The sequence below is a fragment of the Amycolatopsis rhabdoformis genome (assembly GCF_035918295.1).
GTDB lineage: Bacteria > Actinomycetota > Actinomycetes > Mycobacteriales > Pseudonocardiaceae > Amycolatopsis > Amycolatopsis rhabdoformis.
On record NZ_CP142149.1, the window covers coordinates 10,207,513 to 10,223,666 of the forward strand.

14 protein-coding genes are annotated in these 16,154 nt (G+C 71.0%); 7 read left to right on the forward strand and 7 right to left on the reverse strand.

Features of this window, described 5'->3' with window-relative positions:
- The first annotated feature begins 20 nt into the window (after nt 1–20).
- Complete coding sequence (htpG, locus tag VSH64_RS47515; RefSeq protein WP_326569305.1) at nt 21–1,949, forward strand: molecular chaperone HtpG; 1,929 nt, start codon at nt 21–23, stop codon at nt 1,947–1,949.
- 215 nt (nt 1,950–2,164) lie between these two features.
- Here htpG and VSH64_RS47520 read toward each other — a convergent pair whose 3' ends face one another.
- A complete protein-coding gene (locus VSH64_RS47520) occupies nt 2,165–3,559 on the reverse strand; it encodes a helix-turn-helix domain-containing protein (RefSeq protein WP_326569306.1) in 1,395 nt (464 codons plus the stop codon).
- 124 nt (nt 3,560–3,683) lie between these two features.
- Between VSH64_RS47520 and VSH64_RS47525 the strand changes: the two genes are divergently transcribed.
- The 5 genes from VSH64_RS47525 to VSH64_RS47545 all read left to right on the forward strand — a co-directional run bounded on the left by VSH64_RS47525 (nt 3,684) and on the right by VSH64_RS47545 (nt 10,478).
- The gene (locus tag VSH64_RS47525; protein ID WP_326569307.1) at nt 3,684–4,553 is read left to right on the forward strand and encodes an FAD binding domain-containing protein; all 870 of its coding nucleotides are present in this window, start codon (nt 3,684–3,686) and stop codon (nt 4,551–4,553) included.
- Nucleotides 4,544–5,029, forward strand: a complete 486-nt coding sequence (locus VSH64_RS47530; RefSeq protein WP_326569308.1) for a (2Fe-2S)-binding protein — start codon at nt 4,544–4,546, stop codon at nt 5,027–5,029. Before VSH64_RS47525 ends, VSH64_RS47530 begins: the two co-directional genes overlap by 10 nt.
- Entirely contained in the window at nt 5,026–6,366 is a 1,341-nt protein-coding gene (locus VSH64_RS47535; RefSeq protein ID WP_326569309.1) for an 8-oxoguanine deaminase, read from the forward strand. Before VSH64_RS47530 ends, VSH64_RS47535 begins: the two co-directional genes overlap by 4 nt.
- Entirely contained in the window at nt 6,363–8,621 is a 2,259-nt protein-coding gene (gene pucD, locus VSH64_RS47540) for a xanthine dehydrogenase subunit D (protein ID WP_326569310.1), read from the forward strand. The genes VSH64_RS47535 and pucD overlap by 4 nt, the downstream gene beginning before the upstream one ends.
- Nucleotides 8,622–8,855: 234 nt before the next feature.
- On the forward strand, nt 8,856–10,478 hold the full coding sequence (locus tag VSH64_RS47545; RefSeq protein ID WP_326569311.1) for an NAD-dependent malic enzyme: 1,623 nt from the start codon (nt 8,856–8,858) through the stop codon (nt 10,476–10,478).
- Here the strand turns inward: VSH64_RS47545 and VSH64_RS47550 are convergent.
- From VSH64_RS47550 to VSH64_RS47575, 6 genes are all read right to left on the reverse strand, one after another.
- Nucleotides 10,475–11,071 (reverse strand): TetR/AcrR family transcriptional regulator, encoded by a 597-nt coding sequence (locus VSH64_RS47550; RefSeq protein WP_326569312.1) that lies wholly within the window; start codon nt 11,069–11,071, stop codon nt 10,475–10,477. The two genes, VSH64_RS47545 and VSH64_RS47550, sit on opposite strands and share 4 nt — an antisense overlap.
- A complete protein-coding gene (locus tag VSH64_RS47555) occupies nt 11,068–12,402 on the reverse strand; it encodes a nucleobase:cation symporter-2 family protein (RefSeq protein WP_326569313.1) in 1,335 nt (444 codons plus the stop codon). The genes VSH64_RS47550 and VSH64_RS47555 overlap by 4 nt, the downstream gene beginning before the upstream one ends.
- A gap of 25 nt (nt 12,403–12,427) precedes the next feature.
- Nucleotides 12,428–13,327, reverse strand: coding sequence for a factor-independent urate hydroxylase (gene pucL / locus VSH64_RS47560; protein ID WP_326569314.1), 900 nt, complete (start codon nt 13,325–13,327; stop codon nt 12,428–12,430).
- Nucleotide 13,328: 1 nt separating this feature from the next.
- A complete protein-coding gene (uraH, locus tag VSH64_RS47565; RefSeq protein WP_326569315.1) occupies nt 13,329–13,646 on the reverse strand; it encodes a hydroxyisourate hydrolase in 318 nt (105 codons plus the stop codon).
- The gene (gene uraD / locus VSH64_RS47570) at nt 13,643–14,128 is read right to left on the reverse strand and encodes a 2-oxo-4-hydroxy-4-carboxy-5-ureidoimidazoline decarboxylase (protein ID WP_326569316.1); all 486 of its coding nucleotides are present in this window, start codon (nt 14,126–14,128) and stop codon (nt 13,643–13,645) included. Before uraD ends, uraH begins: the two co-directional genes overlap by 4 nt.
- Before the next feature lie 85 nt (nt 14,129–14,213).
- Nucleotides 14,214–14,690, reverse strand: coding sequence for a helix-turn-helix domain-containing protein (locus VSH64_RS47575; protein ID WP_326569317.1), 477 nt, complete (start codon nt 14,688–14,690; stop codon nt 14,214–14,216).
- A gap of 135 nt (nt 14,691–14,825) precedes the next feature.
- Between VSH64_RS47575 and allB the strand changes: the two genes are divergently transcribed.
- Nucleotides 14,826–16,154 carry an allantoinase AllB gene (gene allB / locus VSH64_RS47580; protein WP_326569318.1) on the forward strand — a complete coding sequence of 443 codons (1,329 nt, stop codon included), beginning with the start codon at nt 14,826–14,828 and terminating at the stop codon, nt 16,152–16,154.

The following is a 16,154-nucleotide window of genomic DNA, read 5'->3' on the forward strand; positions in this document are numbered from 1 at the left end:
GGGAAAGGAACAACGACACCATGGTTGAAAATGCCGCGGTCGAAGAAAGCGCGCAGGCGGAGACGCTCGAGTTCCAGTCCGAGGCGCGCCAGCTGCTGCAGCTGATGATCCACTCGATCTACTCGAACAAGGACATCTTCCTGCGCGAGCTGGTCTCCAACGCCTCCGACGCGCTCGACAAGCTGCGCCTGGAGACCTACCGCGACAAGGACCTCGAGGCCGACACCGCCGATCTGCACGTCGAGATCGCGCTGGACAAGGACGCGCGCACGCTCACCGTGCGCGACAACGGCATCGGCATGAGCCGCGACGACGTGGTGAACCTGATCGGCACCATCGCCAAGTCGGGCACCGCCGAGTTCCTGCGCAAGCTCAAGGAGTCGCAGGACGCCGCCGGGTCGCAGGACCTCATCGGCCAGTTCGGCGTCGGGTTCTATTCGAGCTTCATGGTCGCCGACAAGGTCACCCTCGTCACGCGCAAGGCCGGCACGGCCGACGGCGTGCGCTGGGAGTCCGAGGGCGAAGGCACTTACACGATCGAGCCGGTGGCCGACGCGCCGCAGGGCACGGCCGTGACGCTGCACCTGAAGCCGGCCGACGACGAGGACCACCTCTTCGACTACACGTCGGAGTGGAAGGTCCGCGAGATCGTGAAGCGGTACTCCGACTTCATCACCTGGCCGGTGCGGATGCTCAAGCAGGGCACCGAAAGCACCGAGGAGGGTGCCGAGGAAGCGGCGCCGGAGTTCGAGACGGTGAACTCCCGCAAGGCGCTGTGGGCCCGCCCCTCGTCCGAGGTCTCCGACGAGGAGTACCAGGAGTTCTACAAGCACATCAGCCACGACTGGAACAACGCGCTCGAAACCGTCCGCATGCAGGCGGAGGGCACGTTCGAGTACCAGGCGCTGCTGTTCATCCCGTCGCAGGCGCCGATGGACCTCTTCATGCGCGACGCGAAGCGCGGCGTGCAGCTGTACGTGAAGCGCGTGTTCATCATGGACGACTGCGAAGCGCTGATGCCGACCTACCTGCGCTTCGTGAAGGGTGTCGTCGACGCGCAGGACCTCTCGCTCAACGTGTCGCGCGAGATCCTGCAGCAGGACCGCCAGATCCGCGCGATCCGGCGCCGGCTGGAGAAGAAGATCCTCTCCACCATCAAGACGATGATGACCGAGGAAGCCGAGAAGTACGCCACGTTCTGGCGCGAGTTCGGCCGCGCGGTGAAGGAGGGCCTGCTCGACGACCCGGACAACCGCACGGCGATCCTCGACATCTCGTCGTTCGAGTCCACGCACCACGCCGAGAAGCCGACCTCGCTGCGCGACTACGTGTCGCGCATGAAGGACGGCCAGGAGCACATCTACTACCTCACCGGCGACTCGCGCACGGTGGTCGAGAACTCGCCGCACCTGGAAGCGTTCCGCGCCAAGGGTTACGAGGTCCTCATCCTCACGGACCCGGTCGACGAGATGTGGGTCGACGGCGTGGGCGGCTTCGAGGAGAAGTCCTTCCAGTCCGTGGCGAAGGGCGAGGTCGACCTGGGCGGCGACGAGACGTCCGACGAGCAGAAGGCCGAGTTCGAAGACCTGCTCAAGTGGATGTCGGCGACGCTCACCGACAGCGTCAAGGAGGTCCGCCTCTCCTCGCGCCTCACCACGTCGCCCTCGTGCATCGTCGGCGACTCCGGCGACATGACGCCGACGCTGGAGAAGATGTACCGCGCGATGGGCCAGGAGATGCCGCAGATCAAGCGCGTCCTGGAGCTGAACCCGGACCACGCGCTGGTCACCGGCCTGCGCAAGGCCTTCGCGGAGAACCCGTCGGACGGCTCGCTCGCGGAGACGGCGGAACTCCTGCACGGCATGGCCCTGCTCGCGGAGGGCGGCGAACTGGCCGACCCGGGCCGGTTCCTGCGACTGGTGGCGGACCGCGCCACCAAGGCGCTGTAATTTTGGCCCCGCCTCCGGCGGGGCGTGCGAGATCGCCTCAAGCCGGCTCCTTCTCGACCGACATGGTCGGCCCGGGGGGCCGCCCACATCGGTCGAGAAGAAACCGGCGCGATCTCGCGCCGTGGTTGGCAAAGGTCGGCTGGGTTTGGTTGGCCGTAGAGCTGTGAAGGGCGCCGTGAGGGACTCGGAGTCCGTGAGGGCGCCCTTCGTGGTGTTCAGGACTCCGACGTTAGTGTTAGGTAGACGTCGACCTGGGCGACGAAGTCCGTGAGGTCGACGCCGAGCAGCTCGGCGGCGCGGCCGATGCGGTAGCGCAGGGTGTTGACGTGGATGTGCAGGGCTTTCGCAGCGCGCGTGGGCGAGCCGGAGCATTCGAGGAACACTCGTACCGTGTGCACGAGGTCGGAGTGCTGCTCGGCGTCGTAGTCGAGCAGCGGCCCGAGCAGGCGCCGGCGCAGGGCGGCGCGCAGGTCCACGGAAGTGCCGGCCAAAAGCAGCTGGTGCACGCCCACCTCTGCGGCGGGCACGACCACCACGTCGCCTTCGCGGCCGGCCGCGAGGGAAAGCGCGTGGCGCGCCACCTCGAACGCGCCGCGTGATTCCGCCGCGGGCACGGCGTCGCTGACGCCGGCGAGGATCCGCGTCGCGCGCAGCAGGGGTTCCACTGTGGACAGAGCGGTCACCGCGTCGTCGGCCCAGCCGGCGGGCCACGAACCGTCGTCGGCGACGAGGGCGAGGGCTTCGGAGTGGTCGTGGCTGCCGGTGGGCGTGACCGCGAGTCCGGTGGTGGCCAGGAGTTCGGCGAGCACGTCGTCGGCCTCCGCGCTGTCCGGCGTGCGTAATGCGACCGCGCGCACCTGTCCGCCGAGTGGCGCCGCCGTCAGTCGCGACCGCGCGCGAGCCAACCCGACGAGCCCCGCCAGCTCCTCGGCGAGCTCCGTCTGCGCGGTGCTCAGCGGTCCGTCCACGGCGAGCAGCCACGGCACCGCGTGGCGGCTCTCCACCGGCAGCACGGTGAGGCCGCCCGCCGCCGTCGGGCGGGCGCGGGCGGCGGCGAACTGGCGCACGGGCTCGGCCGCCGACACCGGCAGGGCCGCCGTGCCGGCCACCACCCGCGGCACGCCCGACAGCACCCAGCACGCCGTGCCCAGCTCCTCGGCCGCGCGGGCCAGCAGGTCGTCCAGCGGCGCGTCTTCCGCGGCGGCGGTGAGCAAGCGTTTGCGCGCCCCGTCGGCGGCGGCCGCCAGCGCGAGCACCACGCGTTCGGTGACCACGGCGAACGACAGGTCGGGCGGCACTTCCAGCAGCGGGATGCCGTGGCGCGCGCACGTGTCGACCACGTCGGCCGGGATCCCGCCGGCGTCGGCACCCGAGGCGGCCAGGGCCGCGGCCCCGCTCGCGGCCAGCGCCGCCACGAACGGCTCGGCGTCCCCCGGCGCGCGCCACCACAGCAGCCCGGACAGCACGAGCTCACCCGCGGTGAGGTAGCGGCCCGGGTCGGGCAGCTCGGTCACGTAGATCCGCGTGACGGCGCGGTCGAGCAGGTCCTGCGCGGTGCTCGGGTGCGGGCGCAGGCCGGGCAGGCCCAGCAGGGTTCTCACGGTCGTCATCAGGCTTGTAGGAAAGCACAAACGGGTGGTCTTCCGCTGGGGCGGCTTTCATGGCGGGGCACCGTTGCCGCGCGGGCGCGTTCGGCGTGTACTGGGACATCAGCCCGAGGGGAGGAGCTCAAGCGTGGATTTCCTGCGACCCGCCGACCTGGCCGAGGCGCTGGCCGTGAAGGCCCAACGCCCCGACGCCGTGCCGATCGCCGGTGGCACGGATGTGATGGTGGAGCTGAACTTCGACCACCGCCGCCCGGCCGCGCTGCTGGACCTCACCGGCGTCGCCGAGCTGGCTGAGTGGTCCACTTCGGACAACTCCGTGCGGCTCGGCGCCGCGGTGCCTTATTCCCGGGTGATCACCGAGCTGGGTGAACCTCTGCCGGCGCTGGCGATGGCGTCGCGCACGGTCGGCTCGCCGCAGATCCGCAACCGCGGCACGGTCGGCGGCAACCTCGGTGCCGCCTCACCGGCCGGCGACACGCACCCGGTGCTGCTCGCGCTCGGCGCGCTGGTCGAGGTCGCCTCGGTGCGCGGCACGCGGGTGCTGCCGGCCGAGGAGTTCTACCTCGGCGTGAAGCGCAACGCGCTGGAGCCCGACGAGCTGATCACCGCCGTGCACCTGCCCGCGCACGCCGGCCCGCAGCAGTTCGCGAAGGTCGGCACGCGCAACGCGATGGTGATCGCCGTCTGCTCGTTCTCGCTCAACCTGCGCCCGGCGCAACGCCAGGTGGGCGCCGCGATCGGATCGGCGGCGCCGACGCCGCGCCGGGCCCGTGAGGCCGAGGAGTTCCTGACCGCCGAGCTGCCGTGGGACGCGCCCGCACCGTTGGCCGACTCGCTGAAACGGCGCTTCGGCGAGCTCGTGGCCGCGGCCACCGCACCGATCGACGACGTCCGCGGCAGCGCGGACTACCGCAAACACGCCCTGGCCGTGCTCGCGAGACGCACGCTCACCTGGGCCTGGGACGAACACCGGGGGAGTGAGCGCACGTGCGCGTGAACGTGACCGTGAACGGCGAGGTCCGCGAGGCCGACGACGTGTGGGAAGGCGAGAGCCTGCTCTACGTGCTGCGTGAGCGGCTCGGCCTGCCGGGTTCGAAAAACGCCTGTGAGCAGGGTGAATGCGGCTCCTGCACGGTGTACCTCGACGACGTGCCGGTGTGCTCGTGCCTCGTCGCGGCCGGCCAGGTCGAGGGCCGTGCGGTGCGCACCGTCGAGGGTCTGGCCGACGGCGACATCCTCGACCCCGTGCAGCAGTCCTTCGTGGACCACGGCGCCGTGCAGTGCGGTTTCTGCACACCGGGACTGGTCGTCGCCGCGCACGACCTGCTCAACCGCGTGGCCCGGCCGAGCGACGAGGAGATCCGCGAGGCGCTGGCCGGGAACCTGTGCCGGTGCACGGGGTACGAGAAGATCCTCGACGCCGTGCGAGCCGCGGCCGTTCTGAAGGACACCGCGAAGGGTGGCGTCGCATGAGGACGGTCGTCGAAAACGCCGCGATCGCCACCGTGACCGGCCCCGAATACGACTCCGGTTACGTACTCGTGGACAACGGCGTGATCGCCGAAGTCGGCGAAGGCGCCTTCACCGGCGAAGCCGAGGAGCACGTGGACGCGTCCGGCTGCCTGGTCACGCCGGGGCTCGTCAATACCCACCACCACCTCTACCAGTGGGCCACGCGCGGGATGGCGGCCGACCACACGCTGTTCGAGTGGCTCGTGGCGCTCTACCCGGTGTGGGGCCGGCTCGACGCGGAGATCACGCACGCCGCGGGCACGGCGGGGCTGGCGCGGCTCGCGCTCACCGGCTGCACCACCGTGGCCGACCACCACTACGTGTTCCCGCGCACCGGCGGCGACCAGGTGGAGGCGCTCGTGGCGGCGCGCCAGCGCATCGGCGTGCGGCTGCACCTCGTGCGCGGCTCGATGGACCGCGGCGAAGCCGAGGGCGGGCTGCCGCCGGACAACCTCGTGGAGGGCACCGACGCCGCACTCGCCGGCACGGAGGCCGTGGTCGACCGCTTCCACGATTCGTCGCCCGACGCGCACCTGCGCATCGCGGTCGGCCCGTGCTCGCCGTTCTCGGTGACCGAGCGGCTGATGATCGGCGCGGCGGACCTGGCGCGCCGCAAGGGAGTGCGGCTGCACACGCACCTGGCCGAGACGCTCGACGAGGAGCGTCAATGCCTCGCCGAGGTCGGCTGCACGCCGGCCGAGTACGCCGACAAGCTGGGCTGGCTCGCGCCCGACGTCTGGCTCGCGCACACCGTGCACATCGCGCCCGAGGCGATCCGCCGCTTCGGCGCCACCGGCACGGGTTCGGCGCATTGCCCCACGTCCAACGGCCGCCTCGGCGTGGGCATCGCGCCGGTGCGCGACCTGCTCGACGCCGGTGCGCCCGTGGGGCTCGGGGTCGACGGGGCGGCGTCCAACGAGTCCGGTGGGCTCGGTGAGGAGCTGCACCAGGCGTTGCTGCAGGCGCGCCAGCGGGGCGGGCCGAAGGCGCTGAGCACGCGGGAAGCGCTGTGGCTCGGCACGATGGGCGGCGCGCGCTGCCTCGGCCGCGACGCCGAACTGGGCTCGGTGGAGGCGGGCAAGCTCGCCGATCTGGCCGTGTGGGACCTCTCCGGGCTCGAGTACGCGGGCATCACCGACCCGGTGGCGGCGCTGGTGCTGGGCGCGACGCCGCCGTTGGCGCGGCTGATCGTGGGCGGGCGGACCGTGGTCGAGCACGGTGCGTTGCGGGAAGAAGACGAGACCGTGCTCGCCCGCGACCTGGCCGCCGCGAGCGCCCGGCTGCGGGAGGACCGATGACGGCGACAGTTTCCCGGGGCGTTTCCCACGGCGTCGGCACGAGTGCGCCGCGGCCCGACGGCACGGTGAAGGTCCGCGGCGAGTTCGCGTACTCCTCGGACCTGTGGCACGAGGACATGCTGTGGGGCGCCACCTTGCGCAGCCCGCACCCGTACGCGCGGATCACCGGCCTCGACCTCACGGAAGCCCTTGCGGTGCAAGGGGTCTACGCGGTGCTGACCCACGAGGACGTGCCCGGCGTGAACCGCTACGGCCTCGAGCACGCCGACCAGCCGGTGCTGGCCGACCGCGTGGTGCGCTACCAGGGCGAGCCGGTGGCGCTCGTGGCCGCCGACCACCCGGAGACGGCGCTGCGCGCGATGAAGCGCATCAAGGTCACGTACGAGGAGCTGGCGCCGGTCACCGACTCGGAAGCGGCGGTGCGCGGCGAAGGTCCGGCGCTGCACGACGGCGGCAACGTGGTGCGGCACGTGCGGATCCGCCGTGGCGCTCCGGAAACGCGGGCCGACGTGGTGGTTTCGGGTGTGTACGAGGTCGGCATGCAGGACCAGGCGTTCCTCGGGCCGGAGTCCGGGCTCGCGGTGCCGGACGACGTCGGCGGCGTGGACCTGTACGTGGCGACGCAGTGGCTGCACGTGGATCAGCAGCAGATCGTCGCCGCGCTCGGCCTGCCGGTGGAGAAGGTGCGGCTCACGCTCGGCGGCGTCGGCGGGGCCTTCGGCGGCCGTGAGGACCTGTCGATGCAGGTGCACGCGTGCCTGCTGGCGCTGCACACCGGCAAGCCGGTGAAGATGGTGTACAACCGCGAGGAATCCTTCTACGGCCACGTGCACCGCCATCCGGCGAAGATGTACTACGAGCACGGCGCCACGTCCGACGGGCGGCTCGTGTTCGTCCGCGCTCGCTTGTTCCTCGACGGCGGTGCCTACGCGTCGTCCACCGGTGCCGTGGTGGCCAACGCGGCCACGCTCGGCGTCGGACCGTACACAGTGGACAACGTGTCGGTCGACTGCTGGGGCGCCTACACGAACAACCCGCCGTGCGGCGCGATGCGCGGCTTCGGCGCGGTGCAGGCGGCGTTCGGCTACGAGTCGCAAATGGACAAGCTCGCCGCCGCGTGCGGCCTGGACCCGGTCGAGCTGCGCATCCGCAACGCGATGACCGAGGGTGCCGTGATGCCCACGGGCCAGACTGTGGACTCGGCCGCCCCCGTCGCGGAACTGCTGGACCGGCTGCGCTCCCGGCCGTTGCCCGCTGCGCGCGACTTCGACCTGCGGCACCTGCCCGGCGGTGTTTCCAACACCACGCACGGCGAAGGCGTGGTGCGCGGGGTGGGGTATGCGGTGGGGATCAAGAACGTCTGCTTCTCCGAAGGCTTCGACGACTACTCGACGGCCCGCGTGCGCCTGCAACTCGTCGGCGGCGAACCGGCCGCCACCGTGCACACGGCGGCGTGCGAGGTCGGGCAGGGGCTCGTCACGATCATGCAGCAGATCGTGCGCACGGAACTCGGCGTCGACCAGGTCACGGTGCTGCCCATGGACACCTCCATCGGCAACGGCGGCTCCACCTCGGCCTCCCGCCAGAGCTACGTGACCGGCGGCGCCGTGCAGGCCGCCTCCGCCGCCGTCCGCGCGCGCGTCCTCGACCACGCCGGCCTCCCCACCTCCACCCGCGTCTCCGGCGGCAAACTCGTGGCCACCGACGGCGCCGTCCTGGCCGACCTCGCCGCGGTCCTCGGTTCGTCGACCTTCGACGAAACGGTGGAATGGCGCCACCGCCCGACGTTCCCGTTGGACGCGTCGGGCCAAGGCACCGCCCACGTGCAGTACGCCTTCGCCGCCCACCGCGCCGTCGTGGACGTCGACGTCGAACTCGGCCTGATCAAGGTCGTGGCCCTCGACTGCGCCCAGGACGTCGGCCGCGCGGTGAACCCCCAAGCCGTCCTCGGCCAGATCCAGGGCGGCTCGGCGCAGGGCCTCGGCCTCGCCGTGATGGAAGAGATCCAGGTGGTGGACGGAAAGGTGCGCAACCCCTCCTTCACCGACTACCTGATCCCCACGGTCCTCGACATGCCCCCGATGACCATCGACGTCCTCGAACGCCCCGACCCGGCCGCCCCCTACGGCCTCCGCGGCGTCGGCGAACCCCCCACCATCTCCTCCACGCCGGCCATCGTCTCCGCCATCCGCGCGGCGACGGGGCTGGCGTTGACCCGGGTGCCGGTGAGACCGGAACACTTGACGGGGACCTAGGGGCGGGCGGCTCGGTTCGGAGACGACCGCCGGCCACGACGACCGCAAGGACCGATCGCGTTCGAGTGCGTTGCCACCGCCCTCAAAGCCCTGCTCCGCGCCGAACTGACCGGGGAAGATCCGGAAAACGCGCTTTGTACGGCCCTGTCCGGTCGTTACCGGTAGGGCTGGCGATCCGCCGGACACCGTGCTTGAGTCGACCCCGACGAGGGTCCGTTGTGGAGGGAGCCGGCCATGCCCGAGCGGGGACACGAGCGACTTTTCGACCCACTCACCACCAAAGGCACCGCCTTCACCCACGACGAACGCCGTGAGCTCGGGCTTCTGGGACTGCTGCCCGTCGCGGAGAAGACGATCGGCGAGCAGGTCGCGCACACCTACAGCGAGCTGACGAACCAGAGAACCGACCTGGACAAGCACGTGTTCCTCCGCGGCCTGCAAGATCGCAACGAGACGCTCTTCTACCGCCTCCTCCAGGAGCACCTCGAGGAAACCCTCCCGATCGTCTACACGCCCACCGTCGGCGAGGCGTGCCAGCGCTTCAGCGAGATCTACCGGCGCCCGCGCGGCCTGTACGTGTCCTACCCCGACCGCGAGCACCTGCGCGAAGTGCTGAGGAACCGGCCGCGCCGGGAGGTCGACGTCATCGTGGTCACGGACGGCCAGCGCATCCTCGGCCTGGGCGACCAGGGCATCGGCGGCATGGGCATCCCGATCGGGAAGCTGTCGCTGTACACGTTGATCGGGGGCATCGACCCGGCGCGCACGTTGCCGATCCTGCTCGACGTGGGCACGGACAACGTCGAGCGCCTCGAAGATCCGCAGTACCTGGGCTGGCGTCACCGCCGCATGGGCGACGACGAGTACTACGCGTTCGTGGACGAGTTCGTCACCGCGGTCCGCGAGGAGCTGCCCGAGGTGCTGCTGCAGTGGGAGGACTTCGCCACCACACACGCCCAGCCCATCCTCACGCGCTACCGCGACCGGCTGCTCACCTTCAACGACGACATCCAGGGCACGGCCGCCGTCGCGGTCGGAGCGTTGCACGGGGCGGCGAAGGTGGCCGGGCGGCCGCTGTCGCAGCAGCAGGTGGTGATGCTCGGCGCCGGCTCGGCGGGCATCGGGGTGCTGGAGATGATCCGGCAGGAGATGGTGGCGCAGGGCCTCACCGACTCCGAAGCCGCCGAGCGCATTTGGGTCGTCGACGTCGCCGGCCTGCTCACCGACGACCGCACCGACCTGTCGGACGGCCCGAAACGCTTCGCGCAGCCGGCGGGAAAAACGAACGACTGGGCCGGCACGACCCTGGCCGACGTCGTCCACCACGTCGACGTCGGCGTCCTGCTCGGCCTCTCCACCGCGGCCGGCGCGTTCACCGAGGACATCGTGCGCGAGCTGGCCGCCAAGACCGACCGGCCGATCATCTTCCCGCTCTCCAACCCCACCAGCCGCGCCGAAGCACACCCGCGCGAGCTCGACGAGTGGACCGACGGCCGCGCCCTCATCGCCACCGGCTCCCCGTTCGCCCCGATCGAGCGCGACGGCAAGCAACACCGCGTGGCGCAGTGCAACAACGTCTACATCTTCCCGGCCATCGGCCTCGCCGTCACGGCGGCCGGCGCCACCCGCGTCACCGACGACATGATGCGTGTGGCCGCCAAAACCCTCGGCGAAGCTTCACCCGCCCTGACCGACCCGGACGAACCCCTGCTGCCCGCGTGGGACGACGTGCCCGAGGTCGCCACGCGGATCGCCATCGCCGTGGCCGAGCAGGCGGTGAAGGACGGCGTGGCTCCGGAAAACGACCACTTGGCCGAGATGATCCGCCGAGCCCGGTGGACGCCCGACTACCGCTAGCGCTTCTTCCCGTCCTGCCCCAGCTCCGCCAACAGCCGCCTCGCCACATCCACCACGGCCGCCCCCGCCACGGCCATCGGTTCCGGCGACCGCATCGACCGCGCCAGCACAAAAGCGCCTTCCAAGCTGGTCACCAAGGCGATCGTCAACACCCGCCCCTGCTCCGCCGGCAACCCGAACGCCGCGAACCCCGCGGTCCCCGCCTCGATCCACGCCGTGAACACGTCGGCCGTCGCCTGGCGGAGGGGTTCGTTGGTCGTCGCGACTTCCAGGGCCACCGTGGCGATGGGGCAGCCCTCGACGTAGTCGGTCTCCAGCAGGGTGGTCACCCCGGCGGCGAAGAACGCCTCCACGCCCGTGACCACGTCGGGCGCCGGCGCGACAAAAACATCGAAGAGCTGCGCGTACTCCATGCCCGACGTGCGGATCACCTGTTCGGCGAGCTGTTCCTTGCCACCGGGGAAGAAGTGGTACAGCGAGCCGAACGGCGCGCCGGCCTTCTCGACGATCTGCTTCACGCCCGTGCCGGTGTAGCCGCCGCGGCGGAAGAGCTCCGCGCCCGCCGCCAGGATGCGGTCCTTCGTGCCAGTCACGGCACCGAGCTTAGCTCCGGGGCGCTAGAGCGTTCTATCAATCGCTCGCCGAACACCAGGTTCAGCACCACCGCGGTGAGGCAGCCCGCGCTGATGCCGGAGTTCAGCACCACCTGCAACGCCGCCGGAAAGCCCGAATAGAACCCCGGCACCGCGATGGGAATCAGCCCGACGCCCAGCGAAGCGGCCACGATCGCGACGTTGCCGGGATGCTCGAACGACGCCTTCGCCAGCGTCCGCACGCCGCTCACCGCCACGCTGCCGAACAGCACCAGCCCGGCGCCGCCGAGCACCGGCTGGGGCACCAGCGCCACGATCCCGCCGGTCACCGGCAGCGCGCCGAGCACCACCAGCACCACGCCGCTGGCCGCGACCACGTACCGGCTCACCATCCGCGTGAGCGACACCAGCCCGATGTTCTGCGCGAACGCCGTGCACGCGAACCCGCCGAACACCGTGCTCACGGCGGTGGCCAGCCCGTCGGCGCGCAGTCCGTCGGCCAGGGTCCGGCTCGTGGTCGGCCGGCCCACGATCTCGCCCAGCGCCAGCAGGTCGGCGGTGCTCTCGGCCATCACCACGAGCATCACGATGAGCATCGACACGATCGCCGCGATGTCGAACACCGGCGCGCCGAAGTGGAACGGCGTGGCGATGCCGAACACCGGCGCCTCCCGAAGAGTCGACGTGTCGACTTCACCGAGCGGCCACGCCAGCAGCGTGCCCGTGACCAGGCCCAGGAGCAGCGCGATCCGGCTCCAGAACCCGGACAGGAACCGGGTGAACACCAGCACCGCCACCAGCGTGACTCCGGCCAGCAGCAGTCCGGTGGGCCGCGCGGCCGGCTGCTGCGCGGAAATCCACTGCACGGCCACCGGCAACAGTGAAACGCCGATCAGCGTGATCACGGTCCCGGTGACCACTGGTGGGAAAAACCGCGTGAGCTTCGAGAAAAACGGCGCGGCCAGCACCACGAACACCCCGCCCACGAGCGTCGCGCCGTAGACGACGCCCAGCGCGTTGTCGGCGTGCTGCTGCGCGATCGAGAGAATCGGTGCGACGGACGCGAACGTGACGCCGTTGACCAGCGGCAGCCGCGCGCCGAAGCGCCACACGCCGAGCGTCTGCAGCAGCGTCGCGAGGCCGGCCGTGAAGAGTGACGCGCTGATGAGCAGGCTCAGCTGTCCGGGCGAGAGCCCGACGGCCGCGCCGATCACCAGGGGCGGGGCCACCACGCCGGCGTACATCGCGGCGACGTGCTGGATTCCGCCGAGCACGAGCTGTGGCCACTTCGGGCGCACATCGACGGGATGACGGGCAGGTCGTTCTGACATGTGCTCTCCCGGTGGGGATTCGGGGCTAGAGCACGGCGTCGGTCCAGGCCGGGCCGGGCTCTTCGGCTTCGTCGCGGACCGCGGTGCCTTCGATGAGGCCGTACGGGCGGTCGGCGGCGTAGAACACCTCGTTGTGATTCTCGAGGCCGAAGGGGCTCAGGTCGACGAGGAAGTGGTGCTTGTTCGGCAGCGAAAGCCGGACCTCGGCGACCTCGGGCCGTGCGAGCAGCACGGCCTCACCCATCGTGTACAGGGTCTGCTGCAACGACAGGCTGTGTTTCGTGGCGAACGCCTGCAGCAGCGTCCGCCGGATCTCCTGGTGGTTCTTGGCCCAGTCGACGTCCGTCGCCGCCGGGTTACCGTCGTAACGCCAGCGCGCGGTCACGGCGGTGGCCAGGATGCGGTCGTCGGTCTCGGCCAGGGTGGTGTACTCGTCGCGCGGGAAGCTGTGGAACTCCGAGCCGCCCGACTTGAGCACGGTCAGACCGTCCACACCGGACACCACCCACGCGCGATCGGCGTGCACGGTCACGGTGGTGGTGCGGCTTTCCCCGCCCGAACTGCTGAACGCGTGGTCATGCGGCACGCCGTCGACCGGGATGCGGTCCCAGGCGTGCTCGGCGATGGTCACGCGAGCGCCGGTGATCGCTTCCTGCGTGGCCACGAAGTGCCGGCCCAGGCGCAGCGCGAAGTCTTCGATCTCGCCGATGTCCTGCTGCTTGGCGAAGGCGTACACGGTGTTCTTCTGGGCGTCGGTGGTGAGCACGGCCGTGTTGTCGCCGGTGAGGTGCGTGGCCGCGAGGTCGCCGCGCAGGGCGGTGGACACGGTGAGGTCGCGCAGGTGGTGCACCGGCCCGTCGCGGCGGACGGTGACCAGGCGGACCTCGGCCTTGCCGTACTGGTTCGGGCCCAGAGAGATTCCCACGTCAGCTCCCGCGGTAGGTGGAATAAGCGAACGGGCTCAGCAGCACCGGTACGTGGTGGTGCGAAGTGCCGTCGGTGATGCGGAACGCGATGGTCACGTCGGGGAAAAACGCCTCCGGTCCGAGGTAGGCGCCGGTGTCGAAGATCAGGCGATAGACGCCGGGCTCAAGCTTCTCGGGTCCTAGGTCGCGGACTCGGCCATCGTCGTCGGTCACGCCCTCGGCGATCGGGCTGCCGTCGCCGCGTTCGAAACGCACGGCGATGCCGGCGGCGGGTTTGCCCGCCGCGGTATCCAGCACATGCGTGGTCACCAGACTCATGCTTCTATCGCTTTCCGCAGGCGCAACGCGGCGATCTTCGCCAGCTCAGCGCCCGCCACGTCGAGTTCGGTCTCGGGGTCGTTGCCCAGCCGCGACCGCAGGTTCGCGAGCAGCTCCGCGCCACTGCGGCCGCCGGCGCACACCAGGAACACGTGGCCGAAGTGCTTCTCGTACTCGGCATTGGCGGCGGCGAACTCGTCGGCGTTGTCCACACCGGACTGTTCGGAGCGCGACCAGTCGGCGTCGGCGCCCGTGCTCGTCGGCTTCTCGCCGATCCGCGGGTGGGCGGCGATGGCTTCGCGGACCTCGTCGCGGCCCAGCGGCGTGGCCTTTTCCGAAGCGGTCACGACCGCCTCCAGGTCCGCGTAAGGGCGACCGGCGAGCACCGCGTCGACCCAGCGCGGCACGGCCAGGCAGGCCGTGAGCGCCGGCCGGACCTGGGCGGCGTCGGCGGTGTTGAAGTCGGCGAGTGCGAGTGGCACGGGATCTCCTCGCTGCGGGGGAGCTGGTGCCTGCCGACGGTACGGCGCGCTCGCGCCGCCGTCAACATTTTGTTGAACGCGCTGGTCAGTCGACCTCTCGATTGAGGTAGTTGTAGACCGTGAAGCGTGTGACGCCGAGCGCCTCGGCCACGGCGGACACCGATTTCCGGAGGCTGAAGGCCCCGCGTTCACGCAGCAGGCGCACGGCCCGCTGCTTGTCCGGCCGGTCGAGGTCGCCGAGCTTCGCGCCCAGTTCGCGCTCGACGTCGGCGATGAGCCGGGCCAGCGCGGTGTTGAGTTCCACCGGCGGCGTCGGGGCCGGTTCGTCCGTGCGGCGCAGCTGCACGGTGACCCGCGTGGCGCCGCCTTCGAGGGCGGCTCGCGCGATGGCCGGCAGGGCGTTCACGAGCTGGTCGGCCGAGCCGCGCGCGAGTGTGCCGAGTGGACCGAAATCGGTGTCGAGCCCGGCTTCGCGCGCCGCGTCCCGAGCGCGCACGGCGTGCTCCGGCGGGGCGCCCTCGCCTTGGAAGGGTTCGCTGGTGAACTCGGCTTCTAGCTCCACCCGGTGACCGTAACGTGGAAGGCGAGGCGTTGACGAGGCGAGAGCGTCGTGGTTAATCTCGGTTGGCGAAACGAACTTTCCGTACTGTGAAACAACCTGCCGGGAGCACCGGCAGGAGAAGGAGTGTGCCCGCAGATGGATCTCGTGGTGCGCGCCGCGCGGGCGGTCACGGCCGCCGGTGAAGGCCCGGCGACGCTGGGCGTCGACGGCGGCCGGATCGTGGCCGTGGAACCGGGAATCGTCGACCTGCCCGCCGATCGGGTGGTCGAGCTCGCGGCCGACGAGGTGCTGCTGCCGGGGCTCGTCGACACCCATGTGCACGTGAACGACCCCGGCCGCGCCGAATGGGAGGGGTTCGAGACCGCGACGCGTGCGGCGGCCGCCGGTGGCGTGACGACGATCGTCGACATGCCGCTCAACAGCCTGCCGCCGACGGTCGACGTCGCCGCGCTGGAAGTGAAGCGCAAGGCCGCTTCGGGGCGCACGCACGTGGACGTCGGCTTCTGGGGCGGCGCGATTCCGGGCAACACCGGCGACCTGCGTCCGCTGTACGACGCGGGGGTGTTCGGGTTCAAGTGTTTCCTGCTGCACTCGGGCGTCGACGAGTTCCCGCCGCTCGACCCCGCCGGCCTCGACGCGGCGATGCGGGAGCTGGCCTCGTTCGACGCGTTGATGATCGTGCACGCCGAGGACTCCGAGGCCATCGAGGCCGCGCCCGATCCGCACGGCGAGAAGTACACCGATTTCCTCGGCTCCCGCCCGCGCGGCGCCGAGAACCTGGCCATCACGCACGTGATCGAGGCGGCGCGGCGCACCGGAGCCCGCGCGCACGTGCTGCACCTGTCCTCTTCGGACGCTCTGCCGCTGATCGCGAGCGCGCGCCGCGAAGGCGTGGCGCTGTCGGCGGAGACCTGCCCGCACTACCTGAGTTTTGTCGCCGAAGAGATCCGCGACGGCGCCACGCAGTTCAAGTGCTGCCCGCCGATCCGCGAGGCGGCCAACCGCGAGGTGCTCTGGCAGGGCCTCGCCGACGGCGTGATCGACACGATCGTGAGCGACCACTCGCCGTGCACGCCTGAGCTGAAACGCTTCGACACCGGCGATTTCGGCCTCGCGTGGGGCGGGATCTCCAGCTTGCAGCTGGGGTTGCCGGCGGTGTGGACGCAGGCGCGGCAGCGGGGCTTCTCGTTGCGTGACGTGGTGCGCTGGATGGCCGAGCGGCCGGCCGCGCAGGTCGGGATGACGCGCAAGGGCCACCTCGCGGTGGGCTACGACGCCGACTTCTCGGTGTTCGCGCCCGACGAGGCCTTTGTCGTCGACGTCGCCGCGCTGAAACACCGCAACCCGGTGAGCGCGTACGACCAGCGGCCGCTGGCGGGCGTGGTGCGCGGCACGTGGCTGCGCGGTGCGCCGGTGACCGGCGACGAGCCGCGGGGAGAGCTGTTGACCAGGGGGACCTGTTAG

Bases quoted from the DNA above. Each gene is read 5' to 3' on its own strand.
- allB (WP_326569318.1), top strand. From the start codon at position 14,826: ATGGATCTCGTGGTGCGCGCCGCGCGGGCGGTCACGGCCGCCGGTGAA.
- uraH (WP_326569315.1), bottom strand. From the start codon at position 13,646: ATGAGTCTGGTGACCACGCATGTGCTGGATACCGCGGCGGGCAAACCC.
- htpG (WP_326569305.1), top strand. From the start codon at position 21: ATGGTTGAAAATGCCGCGGTCGAAGAAAGCGCGCAGGCGGAGACGCTC.
- VSH64_RS47545 (WP_326569311.1), top strand. From the start codon at position 8,856: ATGCCCGAGCGGGGACACGAGCGACTTTTCGACCCACTCACCACCAAA.
- VSH64_RS47520 (WP_326569306.1), bottom strand. From the start codon at position 3,559: ATGACGACCGTGAGAACCCTGCTGGGCCTGCCCGGCCTGCGCCCGCAC.
- pucD (WP_326569310.1), top strand. From the start codon at position 6,363: ATGACGGCGACAGTTTCCCGGGGCGTTTCCCACGGCGTCGGCACGAGT.
- VSH64_RS47555 (WP_326569313.1), bottom strand. From the start codon at position 12,402: ATGTCAGAACGACCTGCCCGTCATCCCGTCGATGTGCGCCCGAAGTGG.
- VSH64_RS47535 (WP_326569309.1), top strand. From the start codon at position 5,026: ATGAGGACGGTCGTCGAAAACGCCGCGATCGCCACCGTGACCGGCCCC.